Raw genomic sequence first — 23,592 nt, 5'->3', positions numbered from 1 at the left:
GGTTTTAGGAACTTTGACAACTTTAAGAAACGAATTTTCATCGCTCTGAATATAAAAATGGAGAGGACAACGATTGTCCTCTCCAGATGTTAGCTTTTATTCAACCCACTACAGTTGACAAAGAGCCCTTTTTTATCTAGTGGATCCTTCTTAAAAATCTATAGTGAATGATTAATCTTTTCATCTCAGATCTTAAGTAACATCTACTTATTCGCTTACTTCAACAGTTTCAACGACTTCTTCTACAGTCGTATCAACTGGAGCTTCTTCTTGTGAAGATGCTAGGTAAGACTCTTCGTTGACTGCTTGTGGTTCAAGGTTACGGTAACGTGCCATACCTGTACCAGCTGGGATAATCTTACCGATGATAACATTTTCCTTAAGACCAAGGAGATGGTCTTTCTTACCACGGATAGCTGCGTCTGTAAGGACACGAGTTGTTTCCTGGAAGGAAGCTGCTGACAAGAAACTATTTGTTTCAAGTGAGGCTTTGGTGATTCCCATAAGGACTGGACGACCAGTCGCTGGCACTCCACCTGCGATAAGAACATCCTTGTTAGCATCTGTAAAGTCGTTGATGTCCATAAGCGTTCCCATGAGAAGATCTGTATCCCCTGGATCCATAACACGAACTTTACGGATCATTTGACGAACCATTACCTCAATGTGTTTGTCACCGATTTCTACCCCTTGGCTACGGTAAACTTTTTGTACTTCACCGAGAAGGTACGTTTCAACTGACAAGACATCACGAACTGCAAGGAGACGTTTTGGTTGGATAGAACCTTCTGTAAGAGCAGCACCACGCGCTACTTGGTCCCCAACTTCAACACGCATACGAGCGGTAAATGGAACAACATATTCGCCTTCGCCAGTTTCACCCTTAACAAAGACTTTCTTAGTACGAGTTGAAGCGTCTTCTTCGATAGCGGTAACTTGTCCTTTAACCTCTGTGATAACCGCTTCCCCTTTAGGATTGCGGGCTTCAAAGATTTCTTGGACACGAGGAAGACCCTGAGTGATATCGGTATTTGAGGCAACCCCACCCGTGTGGAAGGTACGCATTGTAAGCTGTGTACCAGGTTCCCCGATAGATTGGGCAGCGATTGTACCAACCGCTTCACCAACTTCAACCGCATCACCAGTCGCCAAGTTGATACCATAACAGTGACGGCAGACACCATGACGAGTGTTACATGTAAATACAGAGCGGATAGTCACTTCTTCCACACCAGCATTGACAATTTCACGCGCCTTGTCTTCTGTGATCAATTCATTTGGACCGATAATCACTGCACCAGTTTCTGGATGTTTAACAGTTTTCTTAGTGTAACGGCCATTGAGACGCTCTTCAAGAGACTCAATCATCTCTTTTCCTTCTGCGATAGAACGGATCAAGAGACCACGGTCTGTTCCACAGTCGTCCTCACGGATGATAACGTCTTGGGCAACGTCAACCAAACGACGAGTCAAGTAACCTGAGTCGGCTGTCTTAAGGGCCGTATCAGTCATACCTTTACGCGCACCGTGAGTTGAGAAGAACATTTCCAATACCGACAAACCTTCGCGGAAGTTTGAAAGGATTGGCAATTCCATGATACGTCCGTTCGGAGCCGCCATCAGACCACGCATACCGGCAAGCTGTGAGAAGTTCGAGATGTTACCACGGGCTCCAGAGTCCATCATCATAACGATAGGGTTCTTAGGATCTTGGTTAGCAATCAAACGTTTTTCAAGTTTTTCACGGGCAGCACGCCATTCAGCTGTAACAGCATTGTAGCGTTCGTCATCTGTGATCATACCACGACGGAATTGTTTTGTGATTTGTTCTACACGTTTGTGTGATTCTTCGATGATTTCAGCCTTGTCTTCAACGACTGGAATATCAGCAATACCCACTGTCAAACCTGCAAGGGTTGAATGGTGGTAACCGAGGTTCTTCATACGGTCAAGTAGGGCAGAAGTTTCTGTCGTACGGAAACGTTTGAAGATTTCAGCGATGATATTTCCAAGGTTTTTCTTCTTGAATGGAGGGTTAAGTTCAAGATTGCTGATTGCTTCCTTGATATCTCCACCAAGTGGCAAGAAGTATTTAGCTGGAACGCCTTCTGTTAAGTTGGCATTGTTCGGTTCTTGCAAGTATGGTAGACCCTCTGGCATGATGTCGTTGAAAAGGATTTTACCAACTGTTGTAAGCAAGACTTTATGTTTTTGCTCTTCTGTCCATGGTTTGTTGAGGCTGTCTGTTGCAATACCAACACGTGAGTGGAGGTGAACATAACCATTGCGGTAAGCCATAACCGCTTCGTCACGGTCTTTGAAGACCATTCCTTCACCTTCACGACCAGCTTCTTCCATAGTCAAGTAGTAGTTACCCAAAACCATGTCCTGAGATGGAGTAACAACTGGTTTACCATCTTTCGGGTTCAAGATATGCTCAGCAGCAAGCATCAAGATACGAGCTTCTGCTTGGGCTTCTTCTGAAAGTGGTACGTGGATGGCCATTTGGTCCCCGTCGAAGTCGGCATTGTAGGCCTCACAGACAAGTGGGTGCAAGCGAAGGGCTTTACCGTCAATCAAGACAGGTTCAAAGGCTTGGATTCCCAAACGGTGAAGGGTCGGTGCGCGGTTCAAAAGCACTGGGTGTTCTTTGATAACTTCTTCGAGGATATCCCAGATACGTTCATCTCCACGTTCTACCAAGCGTTTAGCCGCTTTAACGTTTTGCACGATATCGCGCGCAACGATTTCACGCATGACAAATGGTTTAAAGAGCTCGATTGCCATTTCACGTGGCACACCACATTGGTACATCTTAAGAGTTGGACCAACGGCGATAACGGAACGTCCTGAAAAGTCAACACGTTTACCGAGCAAGTTTTGACGGAAGCGTCCTTGTTTACCTTTGAGCATGTGGCTCAATGATTTAAGGGGACGGCTACCTGGTCCTGTAATCGGACGACCACGACGACCATTGTCAATCAAAGCGTCAACCGCTTCTTGAAGCATACGCTTCTCATTTTGAACGATGATACCTGGTGCGTTCAACTCAAGCAAACGAGCCAAACGGTTGTTACGGTTGATAACACGACGGTAAAGGTCGTTCAAGTCAGATGAGGCAAAACGGCCACCATCCAACTGCAACATTGGACGAAGATCTGGTGGAATAACCGGAAGGATGTTAAGAATCATCCATTCAGGTTTGTTTCCAGACTTGTAAAAGGCATCCAAAACATCCAAACGACGGATAGCTTTGATACGTTTTTGTCCAGTTGCTGTCTTCAATTCTTCTTTAAGCTCAGCAATTTCTTTTTCAAGATCTACTTGTTTTAAGAGGTCTTGGATAGCTTCGGCACCCATTTTAGCAACGAATGATCCGTAGCCATATTCACGCAAGCGCTCACGATATTCACGCTCTGTCATGATAGATTTGTGCTCAAGTGGTGTATCCTTTGGATCAATCACCACGTAAGCAGCAAAGTAGATTACTTCCTCGAGGGCACGAGGGCTCATATCAAGGGTCAAGCCCATACGGCTTGGAATCCCCTTGAAATACCAGATATGAGATACAGGAGCTTTCAACTCGATGTGTCCCATACGTTCACGACGAACTTTTGTACGCGTCACTTCAACCCCACAGCGGTCACAAACAATCCCTCTGTAACGAATACGTTTGTATTTTCCACAAGCACATTCCCAGTCTTTTGTAGGACCAAAGATGACTTCGTCAAATAGTCCTTCACGTTCTGGTTTCAACGTACGGTAATTGATTGTTTCAGGTTTTTTGACTTCTCCATAAGACCATGAACGGACTTTACTTGGAGAAGCTAGTGTGATTTGCATACTTTTAAAACGATTTACGTCAACCACTATTTCTTCCCTTTCTATTCTAAGCGAGCTACCTATTCTTGTTCAGTAGCTTCTTCTGTTGCTTCCGCTTTTGCACCTTCTTCAGCTTCAAAAGCAGCTTTTGCTTCTTCAGCAGCTTTTTTACGTGCTTTTTCAAGGTCATCTACGTGGATGACATCTTCGTCCATGCCCTCATCAAGATCACGAAGTTCAACTTCTCGATCATCTTCGTCAAGGACACGCATGTCAAGACCAAGTGATTGCAATTCTTTAACAAGAACTCGGAAGGATTCTGGAACACCTGGTTTTGGAATTGGTTTTCCTTTTGTAATAGCTTCATAAGCTTTCAAACGTCCGTTGATATCGTCAGACTTGTAAGTCAAGATTTCTTGAAGGACATTTGATGCACCATAGGCTTCAAGCGCCCAAACCTCCATCTCACCGAAACGTTGTCCACCAAACTGAGCTTTACCTCCGAGTGGTTGTTGAGTAACGGTTGAGTATGGTCCGACTGAACGAGCGTGCAATTTATCATCAACCATGTGGTGAAGTTTGATCATGTACATGACACCAACTGACACACGGTTATCAAACGGTTCACCAGTACGTCCATCGTAAAGGATAGTCTTAGCATCGCTATCCATACCTGCTTCCTTAACAGTTGACCAAAGATCTTCTGAACTTGCTCCATCAAAGACTGGTGTTGCGATGTGGATACCAAGAGTACGAGCTGCCATACCAAGGTGAAGCTCCATAACCTGACCGATATTCATACGTGATGGCACCCCAAGTGGGTTCAACATGATATCAACTGGAGTTCCGTCTGGAAGGTAAGGCATGTCTTCTACAGGAACGATACGAGAAACAACCCCTTTGTTTCCGTGACGTCCGGCCATCTTATCTCCGACCTTAATCTTACGTTTTTGAGCGATGTAGACACGAACCAGCATGTTAACACCTGATTGCAACTCATCTCCATTTGCACGTGTAAAGATCTTAACATCACGAACAACACCATCGGCACCGTGTGGTACACGAAGAGAAGTGTCACGAACTTCACGAGATTTGTCTCCGAAGATAGCGTGCAAGAGACGTTCTTCAGCTGAAAGATCTTTTTCACCCTTAGGTGTCACTTTACCTACAAGGATGTCCCCTTCTTTAACCTCAGCACCGATACGGATAATACCCATTTCGTCAAGGTCTTTGAGGGCATCTTCCCCAACGTTTGGAATTTCACGAGTAATTTCTTCAGGCCCAAGCTTTGTATCGCGCGTTTCTGATTCGTATTCTTCAAGGTGAACAGATGTATAAACATCGTCTTTCACCAAGCGTTCGCTCATGATAACGGCATCCTCGAAGTTGTAACCTTCCCAAGTCATGTAGGCAACGATTGGGTTTTGTCCAAGCGCCATTTCTCCATTTTCCATAGAAGGTCCGTCAGCGATGAAATCGCCTTTTTCTACAACGTCACCAACTTTAACAAGCGTACGTTGGTTGTAGGCAGTACCTGAGTTTGAACGACGGAATTTTTGGATATGGTAAACATCCAATGAGCCATCTTCACGACGAACTTCTACCTTGTCAGCATCGGCATAAGTAACTTTACCATCATACTGAGCAATTACAGCCGCTCCAGAGTCATGGGCTGCTTGATATTCCATACCAGTACCAACGTAAGGTGCTTTTGGATTGATCAAAGGAACAGCCTGACGTTGCATGTTGGCACCCATGAGGGCACGGTTAGAGTCGTCGTTTTCCAAGAAAGGAATACATGCTGTCGCAACGGCAACTACCTGTTTTGGAGAAACGTCCATATAATCAACACTTGAAGCTGGGTATTCTTGGTTAACCCCTTGGTGACGTCCCATGACAACTTTTTCAGCAAAAGTGCCATCTGCGTTAAGGCGTGAGTTAGCCTGCGCTACAGTAAATTCATCCTCTTCATCGGCAGTCAACCAAACGATTTCGTTAGTTACTTTGCCTGTTTCACGGTCAACCTTACGATATGGTGTTTGAACAAAACCATATTTGTTCAAGTGACCGTAAGATGACAAGTTGTTGATCAAACCGATGTTCGGTCCTTCAGGTGTCTCGATTGGACACATACGACCATAGTGAGTGTAGTGCACGTCACGTACTTCATATCCTGCACGGTCACGTGTCAAACCACCAGGTCCTAAGGCTGACAAACGACGTTTGTGAGACAACTCAGAAAGAGGGTTGTGTTGGTCCATGAACTGTGACAACTGTGATGAACCAAAGAATTCTTTAACCGCAGCTGTTACAGGACGGATATTGATAATTTGTTGTGGTGTGAGCACTTCGTTGTCCTGAACAGACATACGTTCACGAACGTTACGTTCCATACGAGAAAGTCCAAGACGAACTTGGTTAGCAAGCAATTCACCAACGGCACGGATACGACGGTTCCCAAGGTGGTCGATATCATCAACACGGCCAATACCCTCAGCTAAGTTGAGGAAGTAGCTCATCTCAGCCAAGATATCCGCAGGAGTGACGATGCGAACCTTGTCATCTGGATTTGCATTACCGATGATTGTTACAACACGGTCTGGATCAGTTGGTGCAACAACCTTGAATTTTTGAAGAACAACTGGCTCTGTTACTACGGCAGCATCATTTGGAATGTAGACAATCTTGTTCAAATCGCCATCCAAATGACTTTCAATACTTTCAATAACGCTGCGAGTCATAACTGTCCCAGCTTCCACCAAGATTTCACCAGTTTCAGGATCTACCAATGGCTCTGCAATAGTTTGGTTGAGCAAACGTGTTTTAACATTGAGTTTTTTATTGATCTTGTAACGACCAACAGCTGCCAAGTCATAACGACGTGGATCAAAGAAACGAGCCACTAGCAAGCTACGTGAGCTTTCAGCAGTCTTAGGCTCACCTGGACGAAGACGCTCATAGATTTCTTTCAAAGCTTCGTCTGTACGAGAGTCCATTGGGTTTTTATGGATATCTTTTTCAACAGTATTACGAACGAGGTCGCTGTCACCAAAGATATCAAAGATTTCGTCATCACCTGAGAAACCAAGCGCACGAACCAAGGTCGTAAATGGAATCTTACGAGTACGGTCGATACGAGTATAGGCGATGTCTTTTGAGTCGCTTTCAAGCTCCAACCAAGCTCCACGGTTAGGGATTACAGTTGAACCGTAGCCCACTTTACCATTTTTGTCTACCTTATCATTAAAGTAAACACCTGGAGAACGAACCAACTGTGATACGATGATACGCTCACCACCATTGATGATGAAGGTACCCATCTCAGTCATGATTGGGAAGTCCCCAAAGAAGACTTCCTGTGTCTTGATTTCGCCAGTTTCTTTGTTAATCAAGCGGAAGGTTACAAAGATAGGTGCTGAGTAGCTGGCATCGTGGATACGTGCTTCCTCTAGCGTGTATTTTGGTTCTTTGATTTCGTAGCCAACAAATTCCAACTCCATTGTGTCTGTGAAGTTTGAAATTGGCAATACATCTTCAAATACTTCCTTAAGACCGTGATCTAGGAAATCTTTGAATGAATCTGTTTGAATTTCAATCAAATTTGGTAAGTCAAGAACTTCTTTGATTCTTGAAAAACTACGACGGGTACGATGTTTCCCGTATTGAACGTCATGTCCTGCCAAGATGATTCTCCTTTAAAATAAAGTTTCAAGCCTAGTCGTCTAGGCCTTTGATTATCGTCAAAAGGTTGTAAACCTTCTATCACCTTATCCCCCTTAACTAATTTTCAGAATTTTTAAATCTTTGTTACAAACACTAGAAAACCTGAAAAAAAGCACAAAAAGAGCAGCTAAATCTGACTTTTGTAAGAAGATTTAACTGCTGTGAGCCTTGCCTGGACAATATTTCAGACAAAACCTACGACAAATGATTATTTATATTATACCCTATTTAGCTAGATTTTTCAAGGTTTTAAAATATTTTTCTCTTCCTCTAATCCGTTAATTATCTACATCTTTCTCTGGAAAATCAGGTCCATATTTAGGAAAACGCTTGCCTTAACTATTCCCTCATGCTATACTGTTATTGAAATTAATAGACAGGAGACATTTTATGAAAACAGCTAAAACCACTGTTACAATCGTTTCTGCACTTGCATCTGTCATCTTATTGACCAGCTGCGCCACAAAATCCACAGAAACACAAACATCCGCTAATAACTCATCTGACAATCAGATTACAATGACTTACGACCAACTACGGTCTAGAGAAAATACCATGTCAACTCTCTGGTATCAAAAAGCGGCCGAAACAAAAGCCTTGTATCTACAAGGTTATAATGTTGCTACAGATCGTCTAAAGGAATTACTGAAAACAGAATCAGACAAGCCTTATTCGATTGTTTTGGACTTGGACGAAACGGTCCTAGATAACAGTCCTTATCAAGTTCAAAATGTCAAAGATGGAACAGCATTCACACCTGAAAATTGGGATGTTTGGGTCCAAAAAGCTGCAGCAAAAGCCGTCCCAGGTGCTAAAGATTTTCTTCAGTTTGCCGATCAAAACGGTGTCCAAATCTACTATATTTCTGACCGTTCAGTCGACCAAGTAGATGCTACCATTAAAAATCTAGAAAGCGAAGGTATTCCTGTACAAGGACGTGATCATCTCATGTTCCTAGAAAGTGGTGTAAAATCCAAAGAAGGTCGTCGACAAGCGGTTCAAGAAAAGACAAATCTTGTGTTACTATTTGGTGATAACCTTGTAGACTTTGCAGATTTTTCTAAGACTTCTGAAGCTGATCGTGACAAACAACTTGAAGAATTGCAAAAAGAATTTGGTGAAAAATTCATCATCTTCCCAAATCCAATGTATGGATCATGGGAAACAGCAGTTTACGGTGGTAATAAACTAGATTCCAAGGGACAAGTAGAAGAACGCGAAAAGGCTTTACAAGGCTTTGACAAATAAAGTAAGCTTGAAACCGAACAAATTTACAAGTACACAAATGGGGGCAATAGCTCTTTAACTGACAAAACTCAAAAAAGCGGACAAGAGAGGATTCTGATAATCAGAAAACTTTCCTGTCCGCTTTTATTATATGAATTGTATCTTAATGCGCCAACATCTCTTGGGCGATTTCTTGACCAGATAAGCCATCTGGATAGTAGGTTGGCCAGTTATCCATTTCTTCAAAGAGGGCTTCCTGGCTAGTACCTCCAAAGAAGATATGGAAATGTTCTGCCTTGACTGGAGCGATATTGTGGTCGCTAAACTGAACATACTTAAATTGTCCAGCATCCGCATCTGTTGCTTCAAAGAGATAACGAACTCCTCGATTCCCTTTCTTGTAGGTTAAGATTTTCTTGCCGACATACTTGTAAGTATATTTCTTACTTTGGCCACCTTGGATGAATTCCATAGTATTATCCGTGATATTAATCTTAGATACATCGGTTTGATAGCCTTTTTGATAGTAGGCTTTATATTCATCCTTGGTCATCTTACCAGTCAATTTAGCCTTGTAGTCAAAGACTTGGTCTAGAGTACCATTTTCAAGGAAAGGATAAACAGACTGCCAGTTACCAGCATAGTCACTCAAGGTACGATCCTTGACATCGGCATCTTCAAAGTAACCATTTTGAACGGTTTTAGTTTCCTCTGCTTTTTCTGGCTCAATTTCTGCCCCTGCTTGGTCAGTTGTTTGCTTGAGGGCCTTGAGATTTTTCTCCATGACAGAGATATAGTTTTCACCGGCCTTCATGTCCTCTTCGGTCAAGCTTTCTAGAGGATTCAGAACGTCTAACTTAACTCCTGTTTCTTTTGAAAGAGTATTAGCTAGAGCTTGAGAGGCATTTTCTTCAAAGTAGATATAAGAAATCTTGTTTTTCTTGATGTACTCGGTCAATTCTGCCAAGCGGCTTGCTGAAGGCTCCGCATCTGGGGAAAGACCTGAGATAGAAACTTGATTCAGTCCGTAGTCTAAAGCTAAGTAACGAAAGGCAGCGTGTTGAGTCACAAAACTCTTTTGTTTTGCACTAGAAAGTCCTTCAGTATAGGCCTTGTCCAAGGCTTGTAGTTTTTCGATATAGGCTGCTGCATTTTGTTCAAAAGTCGCCTTCTTATCTGGATAGTCAGCTGATAAACTGTCACGAATGTGCTCTACAAGCTTAATGGCACGCGCAGGAGACAACCATACGTGAGGATCATACTCGTGATGATGACCTTCTTCGCCATGGTCATGGTCTTCCTCTTCTTCACTTCCTGGAAGAAGCAACATATCTCCAGTAGCCTTGATTGTTTTTACTTTTTTCGCATCTAGTGAATCTAAAAGCTTAGGAACCCATGTTTCCATGTTCTCATTTTCATAAACAAAGGCATCAGCGTCTTGGATTTTAGCCACTGCCTTAGGCGATGGTTCATAATCATGTGGTTCTGTCCCTGCCCCGATTAAGAGCTCGACATTGGCTGTATCGCCTGCAACTTGCTTGGTAAATTCGTAGACAGGATAGAAAGTTGTGACAATATTTAATTTTCCGTCTGCCTGTTTTTGATTGGAACAAGCGACTAAGAATAGTGTCACAAGACTTGCCAAAAGTAAGCCTAGTTTTTTCATTTTTTCTCCTATTTGATAAAACGTTTGAGTAAGCTGACTAACAAAAAGACAACTACAAAGATAATGGTAATACTTGCACTCGGTGGTGTCTCTGCATAGTAGGAAATATAAAGTCCTGCTACCATACCTAGAAAACCAATAACGCTGGCAAGAATCATCACCGAGCTAAAGTTCTTCCCTAAACGCAAAGCGATACTAGCTGGCAAGACCATGATAGTTGATACCAAAAGTGCCCCTGCAGCTGGAATCATAAGAGCAATAGCCACACCCGTCACCATGTTAAAGAGGATAGACATGGTACGCACTGGAAGACCATCGACAAAAGCTGTATCCTCGTCAAAAGTTAAGATGTACATGGGTCTTAAAAAGAGGAAGGTCAGGATTAAAACAACCGCTGCAATGACAAAGAGCCCAATTACCTGTTCTTGACTGATGGTCACAATAGAACCAAACAGATATTGATCCAAACTCATCGAGCTAGAGCTCTTACCCTTACTCATAACAATGAGTGAAACTGCAAGACCCGTCGACATGAGGATAGCAGTTCCAATCTCCATAAAGCTCTTGTAAACCGTGCGGAGATATTCAAGAAAGACTGCCGCAATCAAGACAATCACAATGGTCGAGATGGTCGGAGAAATCCCTAAAACCAAACCAAAGGCCACACCTGATAGCGATACGTGACTCAGTGTATCACTCATAAGGCTCTGACGACGCAAGATGAGGAAGGTCCCAAGGACTGGCGAAAAGAGACTCATGGCAATAACAGCCAAAAAGGCTCGCTGCATAAAATCATAAGACAATAGATTAAACATGGTCCACCTCCTGATCATTTTCATGGACATTGAAACAACGCCATGGCGAATCTTGGTCACGGACAAGGTGGATATTGCGATCTGCGTAATCCTTGACTTCTTCAGGATCGTGAGTAATCATCAAAACAGCCTTGCCATGGTGGTGGGCACTGTGATGCATGAGTTCATAAAATTCATTCTTGGTACCTGCATCCATCCCTGTTGTCGGCTCATCCAAGATAAAGATATCTGGATCTGAAGCAAACATACGTGCAATGACCGCTCTTTGCTTTTGCCCACCAGAGAGAGAACCAATGCGTTTATCCCGATGTTCCCACATACCAACTGAGTTTAAACTAGCCTTGATGTGTTCTTCATCATGGGCATTCAAACGACGGAACCAGCCCTTTCTTGGGTAGCGACCTGATTTGACAAACTCATAAACAGTACTTGGAAAGCCCGCATTAAAACTTGCAATCTGCTGAGGAAGATAGGCGATTCTTAGCTTTTTCCCATGAATATTTGTCTTTGAGATGGTTACTTTCCCAATTCTCGGTTGTAAAATACCTAGACTAGCTTTGATAAGAGTAGTCTTTGCCGCTCCATTTTCTCCTGTCAGTGTGACAAATTCCCCACTATCAACACTGTAATTGATATGCTCAAGCACAGGTTCCTTGTCATAATAGAAGGACAAATCCTCTACTGTGATGTATCTCATTACTTGATTTCTCCTACTAAAGCAGTTAAAAACCGCTGGATAATTTTTTGTTCGTTTGGTGTGAACTGAGTGGCAACCTGCTCATAAGCCGAGAGGGTATGTTCATGATGATGGTGGTGTTCCTCAGCAATAGGTCGAGCCAAGTCTGTCAATTGATAGAAGACAACACGAGCATCCTTAGGGTCCTTAGACGTTTCTAACATTCCCTCCTTAACCAGGGATTTGATAGCCTTTGTAACGGCAGCTTGACTAACATTGAGACGACGCGCCAACTCAGAGTTGGTGAGCGACTCCTCTGATAAAAGCATGAGAATATGCTCCTGGGTATTCGTCAAGGCCACATTACTGGTGCAATGACCAATGAGAATTTCATGTTGGTTTTCCGCCTTGAGAATAATCTCATTTAAAAAACGATCGATATCTTTTGCCAACTGTCTCATGATTTGCTCCTTTCTCAGAACGGAATTTCTATAAATACAAGGTTTTCATACTCTTCAAAAATCAAATTCAAACCATTCCTTTACTAGTTAAGTATATCACATCCAAGCAAGGAGTCAAGAAAAAAGATGAAAACACCTGAGATGTTTTCATCCTTTAGAATTATTTTTCTTGTTTACGGCTAGTCCAGAGGGCTGTCGCTCCAAGAATCATACCAAGTAGCATCATGAAAATAGATTGCTCACTACCTGTATTTGGAAGTAGTTTCTCTGAGACTACTGTTTTCTTAGCAAACTTATCTGCAACCTTATAATCAACTTTTACAGTAGAAGGTTGAGTCGGTTTTGTTGCTTGGTCTTCTACTGGTTTAGCTGGATCCTGCTCTTTACCTTCTTCAGGAAGTTTAAATGTTTTTGAGTCCACAGAAATCGTGCGTGAATTTGGATTTACCTTTTCATACTGAGTCAAATCAGCTGTTTTGAGATAGTCTTCAAAGGCAGCATCCATTGAAGGACCTTCTTCTCTAGCACCACCAAGCATGGTATAACCGTCACCACCTGCCGCAAGGAAGTCATTGGTTGCTAGGTAGTAGATTTTCGCCAAATCTAGTTTTTCATAAAGACCAGTTGCACGATTCTTCACTTGAATAGCCAAGACGCGTTTACCTGCGACTAGATTTGTATCGTAGTAGACCTTGGCTCCTGAAATCTGTAAGAATCCACCACTTGGTTCTAGCAATGGTTGACCATTTTCATCCAAGACAGTTTTTCCTGCCTTATCAACCTGCAAGATAGAGCCGAGAGATTTTTCAAACATATCCAGAACTTGCTGACCAGTTACTTGAATTTGTGAGATTGTGTTTCCAAATGGCAAGACTGCAATGACATTTCCTTTTGTAATTGGCTTATCTTTGGAAATCGTTTCACGCAAGCCACCACCATTTGTCACAGCGATATCTGTTGGATGACTGAAGCCTGTTTGACCGTACTGATAGAGAGAATCTGCGACAACATTTCCAAGGTTTGTCTCGCGGACACGGACATTTTCACGGTCACCGTTCAATTCAACTGGGCTATTTGAAACAACTTCTACAGCATTTTCAGCATCATATTTTTCTTTGATTTCTTTGACCATGGCTGCAATCTTTGGATTGGCTTCTAATTTCTTAGCATCTGCAGCAGGTACCTGGCTTGGATTTCCTAATAATTGACGAGATTTGTAAGTGATTTTACCAACGTTATGGAGATAGCTTCCTGTCTGGTTGTATGTCACATTGTCCCCATAGGTAGTAGATTCTACTGTATGAGAGTGACCATCAATCACTGTAACACGCTTACCTTTCAACAAAGGATTTTTTGAAAGTGCTTCTGCAAGTGTTGAACCACGCCATTCTACAGGTGTTGTTGTATCAACTCCCAAGTGAGCGAGAACAACATAGTGTTTGTAGTCTTTGCCTTCTGCCAAGGCTTTAGCTTGAATTTCTTCGATAACCTTGTTAACCTCTGCAATCGGTTCTGTAAAGGTTACGCCTTTAACATTTTTAGGGTGAGTCTTAGTAGCTGTTTCAGGTGTTGTCACACCGATGACGACAAACTCATCACCTGCAATATCCTTGTTCTTATCAACAATTGTTGCTGCTTCAAATAGACGAGCTCCATTTACATAAGTATTCGAGCTAAGCAGTGGAAAGTTCAAGATTTCTTTGTATTTTTTAGCTTCGTCAAGTCCAAAGTCAAACTCATGATTTCCTACAGCCATAGCATCGTAGCCCATCTCATTTAGGATTTTGGCACGTGCTTCACCCTTTGTAGAGTTTGAAATTGGCAGACCTTGGAAGGCATCCCCTGCATCCACCACTAGAGTCGTTTGATTGCCCTTTTCGCGCTCCTTCTCAATAACTGTCGCGAGCTTGGCATCTCCAATTACTCCTTTTTCTTCTACGATACGACCATGCACGTCATTGGTATGCAAGATAACAGTATCTTGTTCTTCTTTTTGAGGTGCAACCTCTTCAGCTGGTGTTGCCGTATTTATAACAACCTCAGGAGTCGCTGCTACTACTGGTGCTTCTGCAGTACTCACAACTTCTGTAACTTCTGAAGAACTAGTATTTTCTTCAGCATAGACTTGTCCAGCTAAAAATGCTGGAGCTAACAGGGCTGTCGATAGGACAGGCAACAAGAAACGTTTATTCATTTTGAAATCCCTTTCTCTTCTTTCTTCTACCATTATACGCTATTTAGCATGATTTTAAAACTTTTAGCCTTTTTTAGGGCAAGCTATCTGATATTTCATAAAAAAGTCTGAACAAAAAGTTCAAACTCCTTTTCTATATTATTGAAAATCTTTAATATTCCCATCGTAATTTGCCCAATCCTGGCTAAAGAAACGGTCATTCATTTGGTAATTAGGTGCTGTTGTCGGATTGCTCAAAAAGGGATTCACAACCTTATCAAACGCCAACCAGCCCAACCAACCGATATGAATCGTATCCTTAACAAAGTAGGGATCTCCACCATTTTTTGAAAAGTCAGCGATATTGGTGAAACCCTGACTTTCCAACTGGTAACGAATTTTTTCAATAGAGTGTTGATACATTTCTTCGTCCAAACCTGTATAGTTCATCCATTTTTGATTGACAGGTTGAAAGACAAAGAGCACATTAACCTTAGACTTGGCAAATTGATCGAGCACTAGCTGCAAATCATTGTACTCACTTGATTGGAGAAAGTTATAATTCTTTTGATAGCCTTCTAAATTTTTTAAGTCCTTCTTTAGTTGAGTATTATAAAAGTGGTTCTCCATTCCCAAATCATTATTGGTCGTATTTTCCTCTGCATCCTTACGTGCAATATTTTCCAATTCTTCATAAGAAAATTGTTCTGGGAGACTGCTCAAATATTTCTCAACATGATCTTTGTACTTTAATCGACCATGAATGGAGAATTGACCAAAAAGAGCAGCTTGTCTTTCATTGAACTCGGCAGAGAGATTAACCATCGTTTGATCAAAGTCTGACAATTGTTCATTCTTGGCCAGCTTCTCAACAATTCCCTTCATCGGTACTCTTGGATTTTGCTTCAAGAGTCTAGTGGCCGCATATTGAGAGGCCAGATCTCCGGATTGATTTTCCAAAAAGGCCGTCAACTGGTCATTGTTAAAAAAGCTTTGAAAAGTAGGCGCATCGTGCTCCTCTTTTGTAAACCATTGTGGAGAGATTACAAATACCGCTTGTTTGTTTTCAAGCTCAGATGTGATTTGTTGTAGCCCAAAGTACTGACTAAGAGAAGCTGCTCCTGCCTGCCCCATAAAATAAGGACGATAGGGGCGATTATACTTTTCAGCTAATACTGCTGGATGCATGCTATCAAAACGAATCCATTCACTCGAACCCAAAAAGGGTATAAAACGTATATTAGGATCCGTGAGAGCTCTCACTTTTTGTCTTCTCTCTTTGAAACTTTCTGCACTTATCGAGGCTGCAGAGTATTTTTCCTCCATTAGATTATGACTCTTACTACTAGGATAGAAAATAATGAGTAGAAGAACCAATAAACCTGCAGTAAGAATGGGCCCGAAGATTAACCACAGGCGTTTAAGCATTCTTTAACTCCGTAATCCCTACTACGATTTTATTAGCTGTATTCCAGTCATCACGACCAAATTCTGTAACTGGGACACGAATATCAAAGCGATTTTCGATTTCCACGATCAATTCAACTGTTCCCATACTGTCCAAGACACCTGCATCAAAGAGATCCTCATCCATCATGTCAGAAACATCTTCCATAAACAATTCATCAATAATTTCAATAACTTCTGATTTGATATCCATTTTTTAATTCCTTTTATTTTTTAAACCATAAATCATTCAAAAATCCAGAGAAGATTAAGAATGAAACCATCACGACATGGAAGGTTATAACCATGCCAAGCAACTGAATCCAGCGATTCTCAGGTAGAGCAGCCTTCCCTGCTTTTTTCCGTTCCTTATTGAGGGTTTTCTTCTTACGAAGCCAGGCATCATTAATTACTAAACCTAACCCATGAAAGAGTCCGTAGACGATGTAAAACCATGTTATTCCATGCCAGAACCCCATAAGGAGCATGTTCAGGATATAGGCGACACTTGAAGTCACATTTCGATTCTTAAACAATTTCTTTCTCGTCATCACCATGACCAAGCGCATAAAGACAAAGTCACGGAACCAGAAAGATAAGCTCATATGCCAGCGATTCCAAAACTCTTTCAAATCCCTTGATAAGAAGGGTTTGTTGAAGTTGATCGGACTACGAATCCCCATCAGATTTGAAATAGCTATAGCAAACATGGAATAACCCGCAAAGTCAAAGAAGAGCTCCAAACCAAATGTGTACATGATGGCCACTACATAATAGTTAAAGACGCCCCCTTCCTGTAAAGCTAAGTTCTTTAGAGGAGGTAACAAAATCTCGCCTAAAATATGAGCTAGGATAAATTTGTACAGAAATCCCCACATGATATACCGAACGGACTCGGCTAGCATATCCATCAACTCATCGCGCTCTGGAATCGTCTGATAATTTTCATTAAAACGTTTGAAACGATCAATAGGACCACTTGAAAATGTCGGCATAAAGAGAAGAAAACGCAAATACTCCCACATCTTCAAATCCTTAATGACTCCATCTCGAAGTTCGATGATGATTCCCACCGAACGAAAAGTCAGGTAAGAAATTCCCAAAAATCCAAGCAAAGACTGCGTTCCATTGATAGCAGGCTGCACCTTGACAAAGATAATCGGAAGGAGGGACAGAAAACTAACTAGGTAGAAGACCCACTTGCCATCCTTACTTTTTCGATACTGCTTGTAAAAAAGAACCAGTACCATTTGCCAAATTAGATAGATTCCTAAGGCAGCTAATTGATTGGTCTTGCCTCCCGTCAACATAGTGACTATAAAGAAGAGACTAACCAATATTTCATACCAGCCAAAACGTTTTTTGAAAAAAAGACCGATAAAGATTGGCAAGGTAGCGGTAATCACGTAGACAAAGTACTGTAGATTTCCATAAGGCTCAATATGAGGAAGCTGTTTGAAAAGCTCCATCATCTATTATTCACCTCATTGATTAAGCCTTTAATGTCAATTTTGCCATTTGGAGTTAGTGGCAATTCCTTTCTGTAAAGGAACTTAGACGGCATCATGTAAGACATCATAATATCTTCCAAGTCTTCCTTGATCGCTTTCGTGATATCAATTTCGCGCTCAAATTGTTCTTTGACGCCATCTTTTAAGATAACATAGGCCAAGAGGTTTTGAACCTTGTGGTCTTTGTTGTAACGTGGAACTGCAACAGCGGATTCAACATACTGAGATTTATTCAAGTTTTGAGAAACATCTTCTAGCTCAATGCGGTAACCGTTAAACTTGATCTGGAAGTCCATCCGTCCACCATAGAGAAGGAGACCTTCATCTGTCATGGTTCCGACATCTCCCGTATGATAGGCTGGAAGACCTTCAAATTCGAAGAAGGCTTCAGCTGTTTTTTCAGGATTGTTCATGTAGCCTTTTGAAACAGCTGGACCAGATACGATAATCTCCCCTTGCTCTCCGTTTGGCAATTTGTTCCCTTCCTCATCAATGATAAAGGTTGGAGAATCTTCTTTGGTGTAGCCAATTGGAAGACGTTTCAAAGTTGCTAACATCTCATCTGTAATAGCGACTGCTGACAAAGCAACTGTTGCTTCTGTTGGCCCGTAAGCATTGATGATGCGCGCATTTGGGAAACGTTCGCGTAATTTTTGAGCAGTTTTAACTGTCAACTCTTCCCCATCAAAGTAAAAATGGGTAATATCTGGCATCTTTTCAGCATTGAAATCTTCAGACAACATGGCCATATCTGCAAAAGATGGTGTCGAAGTCCAGATAGCAATCGGAAGAGAAAAGATAGTTGCAAAGAGTTGTTTGAAGTCTTGAGTGATAGCTGATGGAAGAGCAAAAAGGGTTCCTCCAAGAGCCAAGGTCGGTGCCCAATACATGACAGACAAGTCAAAAGAATAAGGTGGCTGAGCCAGCATTTGTGGACGCTCTGGCGTCGCAAATTCCTTGTCCGTAATCATCCAGTTGGTAAAGCTGAGCAGATTATCATGCGAAATTTGCACCCCTTTTGGCTTACCAGTCGTACCAGAAGTAAAGATGATGTAGTAGTTATCATCTCCCTTGACTGGATGCGTCATCTCATAGCTTGCCCCTTGAACAAAGGCTTCATGAACCTGAGCTAGATTCATCATTGGTGTAGAGACCTGCTCCAATGGAAAGTCTGAAATAGCAATGATCAAGCTTGGCTCAGCCACTTCAAGAATGGCAGACACGCGCTCCAAGGCCGAATGACTGTCAATTGGAATGTAGGCATGACCTGACTTGGTCAAGGCTACAAAGGTAGCCAACATCTCATACTCCTGACCACCAAAAACGACTACAGGAGATTTTTCAGGTAAATCTAGTTGATCGATGGTTGCAGCCAAACTATCCGAATCAGCCTTCAAATCACCATAGGTACGTTCCTCACCAAGAACATTATAGACTGGAAAGCCAGGCTGAGTTTGGGCGAAGTACTCAATCACTTCAATCATATCTTTTATCGGTTTATTAGACACAGTTCGTTTTCTCCTTAAAGTTAAAATTCATTGTAGATAAAGCCACCCTGACCTTGACCTAGGTAACTAAAAAAGTAAAGCAAACCCAGTAAAACAATAAAATACAGGACCGTTTGCCCTAAAAAAATATATAATGGTTTCTTTCTATCCATGATCGATTTCTTTTCTGTAAATTTCCGTCAATTTTTCCACAAACAATTACTATTTTTTCTTGTTCCCATTTTACCACTTTATTCCCTCTATTTTCAACTGTTTACCATTTTTAGAAAGCACATTTTAGCTTATTTTAAGACAAGTTAAAATATTAATGTTTTGCCCTCAAAAAACAACAAAGTTTGAGAATCCAATCTCAAACTTTGTTACAAATAGCTCTTTTATCTTAGAAAAGTGAGAATACAAGCACGGCCAAGGCTGCACCGATAACAGGTCCCACAACTGGAATCCAGGCATAAGACCAGTCTCCATCTCCCTTGTTTGAAATTGGCAAGATGCTGTGCATGATACGAGGGCCAAGATCACGAGCTGGGTTCAAGGCATAACCTGTTGTCCCACCTAGTGATAGACCGATACCGACAATCAAAGTTCCCACTGCAAAGGTTCCGATACCAGGCTGAAGGTCATAAAGCCCCAAAGCAAAGATTGTCAACACCAAAACAAAGGTTCCAAGGATTTCACTGATCAAGTTAGAAACTGTATCCTTGATGGCTGGACCAGTACTGAAGGTTGCCAGGATATTGCCTGCATTTTCTTCTGCATCATAATGTGGTTTGAATTGCAACCAAACCAAAATCTGACCGAGCATAGCTCCTGCAAACTGAGCTAGGATGTAAGGGAAAACGGATGCCCAAGGCAGGCCACCTTTTAAGGCCACACCAATGGTCACAGCTGGATTTAAATGAGCTGGACTGAGGGTGCCAGACACAAAGGCTGCGACAGCAACGGCAATTCCCCAACCCATGGTAATGACAATCCATCCTGAATTGTTACTCTTAGTTTTGGGAAGAACCACACCTGCAACAACACCATTTCCTAGGAGAATCAGGATTAAAGTCCCCAAAAATTCTCCAAATAATTCTTTCATCATATCTTTGTCTCCATTTAAAAGAAGGAGAGAGAAAGCAAGGAACGCTTGTCTCCCTCTCTTCTAGTTTTTCTTAATTTTTTAATGCTGCTAAGTCATTTTGAGCGAGAGCTGCTTCGACATCAGCACGGTAAGCTGCTTTTTCTTCTTCTGACCAGTCATAGAATCGTCCCATTTCATTCAAAACTGGCTCAACGATGCTATCCAAACTATCACGCATAAAGAGCATATGGTTGGTACGACGAAGAAGGAAGTCAACTGGGCTAAGAGCTAGCTCATTGCGCATTGCATAGTGAAGTGATAAAGTATCTGCCAAGCTAAGTCCTGGCGCTTGTTCCAAACTATGAACAAGAGCAAAGACTTTCGGTGCATTTGAACCATAGAGATTTGCTAGGTAGTGAGCTTCCTTGCTATCCAAACCACGTGACACTCCAAGTTGCGCAAAGGCTTCGATTTCTGAGTCTACATTTGCTGGGTTCAATTCTCCACCTGAAACAGGGTAAGTCTTAGAATTGATGAGTTTAAAGCTACGGTCAAATTCTGCTTTGAGGATGTCAACCACGCGCTCCATAGCTCCTTCAGCCATCTTACGGTAGTCTGTGATTTTACCACCAGCAAGGGTCAAGAGACCATTATCATCTCGGTCCAAGCTCGAACCACGTGAAACTGCAGATGGATCCAAATGTTTCTCAGAGGTACTGCTTTCAAGCTTGCTGACAGCAGACTCAACATCTTCACGCGTTTTTTCTTTCGATAGATAAGATTCAACAGTCGCAATCAAGTTGTTAAAGCTTTCATCACTGATGGTTCCGTTATTTCCTCCATTGTAGTCAGAAGCGCTATTGCCTGCGATCAATGGACGAAGACCTGCCCAGCTACTTTCGATATCATCAATGGTGATGTTGACTTCTGGGAAGCGGTTGTTGACAATACCAAGTAGATAATCTACATCTTCCTGAGTCACTTTTGGATGTTCCAAATCACCTGTGTAGTCTGTATCAGTTGTACCGAAGTAGGTCTTGTTTTCACGTGGGAGAACAAAGACCATACGACCGTCACCCAAACCTGTGTCAAAGTAAACTGGCTGTGAAACCTTGATCTTGCTTGAGTCCACTACCAAGTGAACTCCCTTAGTTGGACGCATTTGTGAGAATTGTGTTCCCTTATTAGACAAATTGCGTACTTTGTCGCTCCAAGGACCTGTTGTGTTAATAACCAGACGGGCCTTGATTTCAGAGACTCGGTCTGTCAACAAATCACGAGCTACGACACCAGTAATCTTGCCACTTTCGTCAAAGAGGAAGCCTTCTGCCTTCACGTGGTTGGCAATGAGGGCACCGTCTTGGTTGGCACGTTTGATGTTTTCAATCACAAGACGCGCATCGTTGTTACGGAAGTCAAGGTAAACTCCACCTCCTACCAAGCCTTCTTTCTTCAAGTTTGGTTGACGTTCCAAGACTTCTTCCTTGCTCAAGACCTTGTTTGCAGCTGGTGTGTTGTTAACTCCTGCCAAAAGGTCGTACAAATCCATAGCTACTTTCAAACGGAAGAGGCTAAAGGTCGCTCCATCTTCTTCATAAACTGGTAAAAGCATTGGATCTGGCTTTGGAATATGTGGAGCGATTTGTTGAACCACTGCACGTTCAGAAACTGTATCTGATACCACTTCTACGTCGAATTGTTTGAGGTAACGTAGACCTCCGTGGACCAATTTTGTTGAACGGCTAGATGTTCCTTCTGCGAAGTCCTGCATTTCAATCAAACCAGTATCTAGACCACTAGCTGCTGCCTGTAAAGCTACACCAGCCCCTGTGATTCCTCCACCAATAATCAAGAGGTCCAGGGTACGTTCCTGCATTTTTTTAATTGATAATTCACGTGTTTTCTTTGAAAATTCCATATTTACACACTTTCTAACTAAGTCGCTTTATTCTTCCGGTATTAGTCATCTACTTCCGCAAAGACTTGAGTCGCTTTCACAGCCTTCTTCCAGCCCTTGTAGAGTTGTTCCTTGCGAGATTCGTTCATAGATGGCTCAAAAAGTTCCCCAGTCTCGTTCAAGAGCTTCAACTCATCCAAGTCTTTCCAGTAACCTACTGACAAACCTGCTAGGAAGGCTGCTCCTAGAGCAGTTGTTTCCAAGTTTTTGGCGCGTGCAATGTCAATTCCTAAAATATCAGCTTGGAACTGCATGAGGAAGTTATTCATGGCTGCACCTCCATCCACTTTCAATACTTGAATAGCTGTTTGAGCATCCACCTGCATTGTGTCAATGATATCACGTACTTGATAAGCAATTGATTGAAGAGTTGCCTTGATAAAGTCTTCCTTACTTGTTCCACGAGTCAAACCAAAGACAGAACCACGTGCATTTTGGTTCCAGTATGGTGCTCCTAGTCCTGTAAAGGCTGGAACTACATAAACTTCATCATCATTGTGAGAATCACGAGCGTATTTTTCAGATTCTGGTGAATTTTCAACCATGCGAAGACCATCACGAAGCCACTGAATAGCACTTCCTGCGATGAAGATAGAACCTTCCAAGGCATAGTAAACCTTGCCGTTGATTCCGTAACCAATCGTTGTCAAGAGGTTATTTTCAGACAACTGCATTTCTTCACCAGTATTCATGATGATGAAAGATCCTGTTCCATAAGTATTCTTAACCATACCTGGTTCAAAGGCCAACTGTCCAAAGAGGGCTGCCTGTTGGTCCCCAGCCATACCTGAGATTGGCACTTCTCCACCGTAGAAATGGAATGGAGCTGTCTTGCCGTAGATTTCAGAGTTTGAACGAACTTCTGGAAGCATAGCCTTGGGAATGTTGAGGATTTCCAAAATCTCATCATCCCATTTGAGTTCCTTAATGTTATAAAGCATGGTACGGGCTGCATTTGAGTAGTCCGTCACGTGAGCCGCACCGTCTGTCAATTTCCAAACCAACCAAGTATCGATAGTACCAAAGAGCAATTCTCCCTTTTCTGCTCGCTCTTGAGCACCTTCAACATGGTCCAAAATCCAACGAACCTTAGTTGCTGAGAAGTAAGCGTCAATAATCAAACCAGTCTTTTCATGGAATTTTTCCACATAGCCTTTGCTTTTTAGTTGCTCAGCCAAAGGGGCTGTCTGACGAGACTGCCAAACGATGGCATTATAGATAGGAAGACCTGTTTTTTTATCCCAGACAACTGTCGTTTCACGCTGGTTGGTAATCCCGATAGCTTGGATTTGATTTGGCTTGATACCACTTTCGATAAAAGCCCCAGCAATTACTGACTGCACAGAGTTCCAAATTTCATTGGCATTGTGCTCAACCCAACCTGCTTGTGGAAAGATTTGTGTGAATTCTTTTTGACTTGAGCTGACCTTTTCCCCTTTTTTGTTAAAAATAATAGCACGAGAACTGGTAGTTCCTTGGTCAATGGCCATAATGTATTTTTCTTGTGACATGTGCTGTCCTCCTGATAAAGATCTTGAGGTTAT

The 23,592-nt window shown here is 42.2% G+C and carries 16 protein-coding genes; 1 reads left to right on the top strand and 15 read right to left on the bottom strand.

The window, feature by feature from the left end:
* Window positions 1-207: 207 nt before the first annotated feature.
* Both rpoC and QM867_RS02730 read right to left on the bottom strand, forming a co-directional pair.
* Window positions 208-3,870, bottom strand: a complete 3,663-nt coding sequence (gene rpoC, locus QM867_RS02735) for a DNA-directed RNA polymerase subunit beta' (RefSeq protein ID WP_414315111.1) — start codon at window positions 3,868-3,870, stop codon at window positions 208-210.
* A 32-nt stretch (window positions 3,871-3,902) separates the two neighbouring features.
* Window positions 3,903-7,505, bottom strand: coding sequence for a DNA-directed RNA polymerase subunit beta (locus QM867_RS02730; RefSeq protein ID WP_414315110.1), 3,603 nt, complete (start codon window positions 7,503-7,505; stop codon window positions 3,903-3,905).
* Between the two features lie 430 nt (window positions 7,506-7,935).
* Between QM867_RS02730 and QM867_RS02725 the strand changes: the two genes are divergently transcribed.
* Window positions 7,936-8,793, top strand: coding sequence for a 5'-nucleotidase, lipoprotein e(P4) family (locus QM867_RS02725; RefSeq protein ID WP_414315109.1), 858 nt, complete (start codon window positions 7,936-7,938; stop codon window positions 8,791-8,793).
* A 142-nt stretch (window positions 8,794-8,935) separates the two neighbouring features.
* Here the strand turns inward: QM867_RS02725 and QM867_RS02720 are convergent, their stop codons facing one another.
* The 13 genes from QM867_RS02720 to glpK form a co-directional block, all read right to left on the bottom strand.
* Complete coding sequence (locus QM867_RS02720) at window positions 8,936-10,438, bottom strand: zinc ABC transporter substrate-binding protein AdcA (RefSeq protein WP_414315108.1); 1,503 nt, start codon at window positions 10,436-10,438, stop codon at window positions 8,936-8,938.
* An 8-nt stretch (window positions 10,439-10,446) separates the two neighbouring features.
* On the bottom strand, window positions 10,447-11,253 hold the full coding sequence (locus QM867_RS02715; RefSeq protein ID WP_311523167.1) for a metal ABC transporter permease: 807 nt from the start codon (window positions 11,251-11,253) through the stop codon (window positions 10,447-10,449).
* Window positions 11,246-11,950, bottom strand: coding sequence for a metal ABC transporter ATP-binding protein (locus QM867_RS02710; protein WP_045762612.1), 705 nt, complete (start codon window positions 11,948-11,950; stop codon window positions 11,246-11,248). The genes QM867_RS02715 and QM867_RS02710 overlap by 8 nt, the downstream gene beginning before the upstream one ends.
* Window positions 11,950-12,390, bottom strand: coding sequence for a zinc-dependent transcriptional regulator AdcR (adcR, locus tag QM867_RS02705; protein WP_414315107.1), 441 nt, complete (start codon window positions 12,388-12,390; stop codon window positions 11,950-11,952). The genes QM867_RS02710 and adcR overlap by 1 nt, the downstream gene beginning before the upstream one ends.
* Window positions 12,391-12,550: 160 nt before the next feature.
* Window positions 12,551-14,584 (bottom strand): cell surface ecto-5'-nucleotidase Nt5e, encoded by a 2,034-nt coding sequence (gene nt5e / locus QM867_RS02700; protein ID WP_414315106.1) that lies wholly within the window; start codon window positions 14,582-14,584, stop codon window positions 12,551-12,553.
* A gap of 138 nt (window positions 14,585-14,722) precedes the next feature.
* Window positions 14,723-15,991: a D-alanyl-lipoteichoic acid biosynthesis protein DltD gene (dltD, locus tag QM867_RS02695; RefSeq protein ID WP_414315105.1), complete on the bottom strand. Its 1,269-nt coding sequence runs from the start codon at window positions 15,989-15,991 to the stop codon at window positions 14,723-14,725.
* Window positions 15,984-16,223 carry a D-alanine--poly(phosphoribitol) ligase subunit DltC gene (gene dltC, locus QM867_RS02690; RefSeq protein WP_075232372.1) on the bottom strand — a complete coding sequence of 80 codons (240 nt, stop codon included), beginning with the start codon at window positions 16,221-16,223 and terminating at the stop codon, window positions 15,984-15,986. Before dltC ends, dltD begins: the two co-directional genes overlap by 8 nt.
* A 13-nt stretch (window positions 16,224-16,236) precedes the next feature.
* Complete coding sequence (gene dltB / locus QM867_RS02685) at window positions 16,237-17,481, bottom strand: D-alanyl-lipoteichoic acid biosynthesis protein DltB (protein WP_075232371.1); 1,245 nt, start codon at window positions 17,479-17,481, stop codon at window positions 16,237-16,239.
* Window positions 17,478-19,028 carry a D-alanine--poly(phosphoribitol) ligase subunit DltA gene (dltA, locus tag QM867_RS02680; RefSeq protein ID WP_414315104.1) on the bottom strand — a complete coding sequence of 517 codons (1,551 nt, stop codon included), beginning with the start codon at window positions 19,026-19,028 and terminating at the stop codon, window positions 17,478-17,480. The genes dltB and dltA overlap by 4 nt, the downstream gene beginning before the upstream one ends.
* A 20-nt stretch (window positions 19,029-19,048) precedes the next feature.
* Window positions 19,049-19,180, bottom strand: a complete 132-nt coding sequence (locus QM867_RS02675) for a teichoic acid D-Ala incorporation-associated protein DltX (protein WP_000375187.1) — start codon at window positions 19,178-19,180, stop codon at window positions 19,049-19,051.
* Between the two features lie 227 nt (window positions 19,181-19,407).
* Window positions 19,408-20,112 carry an MIP/aquaporin family protein gene (locus QM867_RS02670; protein WP_414315103.1) on the bottom strand — a complete coding sequence of 235 codons (705 nt, stop codon included), beginning with the start codon at window positions 20,110-20,112 and terminating at the stop codon, window positions 19,408-19,410.
* A 70-nt stretch (window positions 20,113-20,182) separates the two neighbouring features.
* Complete coding sequence (gene glpO, locus QM867_RS02665) at window positions 20,183-22,009, bottom strand: type 1 glycerol-3-phosphate oxidase (RefSeq protein WP_414315102.1); 1,827 nt, start codon at window positions 22,007-22,009, stop codon at window positions 20,183-20,185.
* A gap of 41 nt (window positions 22,010-22,050) precedes the next feature.
* On the bottom strand, window positions 22,051-23,559 hold the full coding sequence (gene glpK / locus QM867_RS02660; protein WP_414315101.1) for a glycerol kinase GlpK: 1,509 nt from the start codon (window positions 23,557-23,559) through the stop codon (window positions 22,051-22,053).
* Between the last annotated feature and the right edge of the window lie 33 nt (window positions 23,560-23,592).

It is taken from the genome of Streptococcus infantis, assembly GCF_047463635.1.
Lineage (GTDB): Bacteria > Bacillota > Bacilli > Lactobacillales > Streptococcaceae > Streptococcus > Streptococcus infantis_W.
Note: the sequence above shows the minus strand (reverse complement) of the source record. Positions and strands in the feature narration are given on the sequence as shown.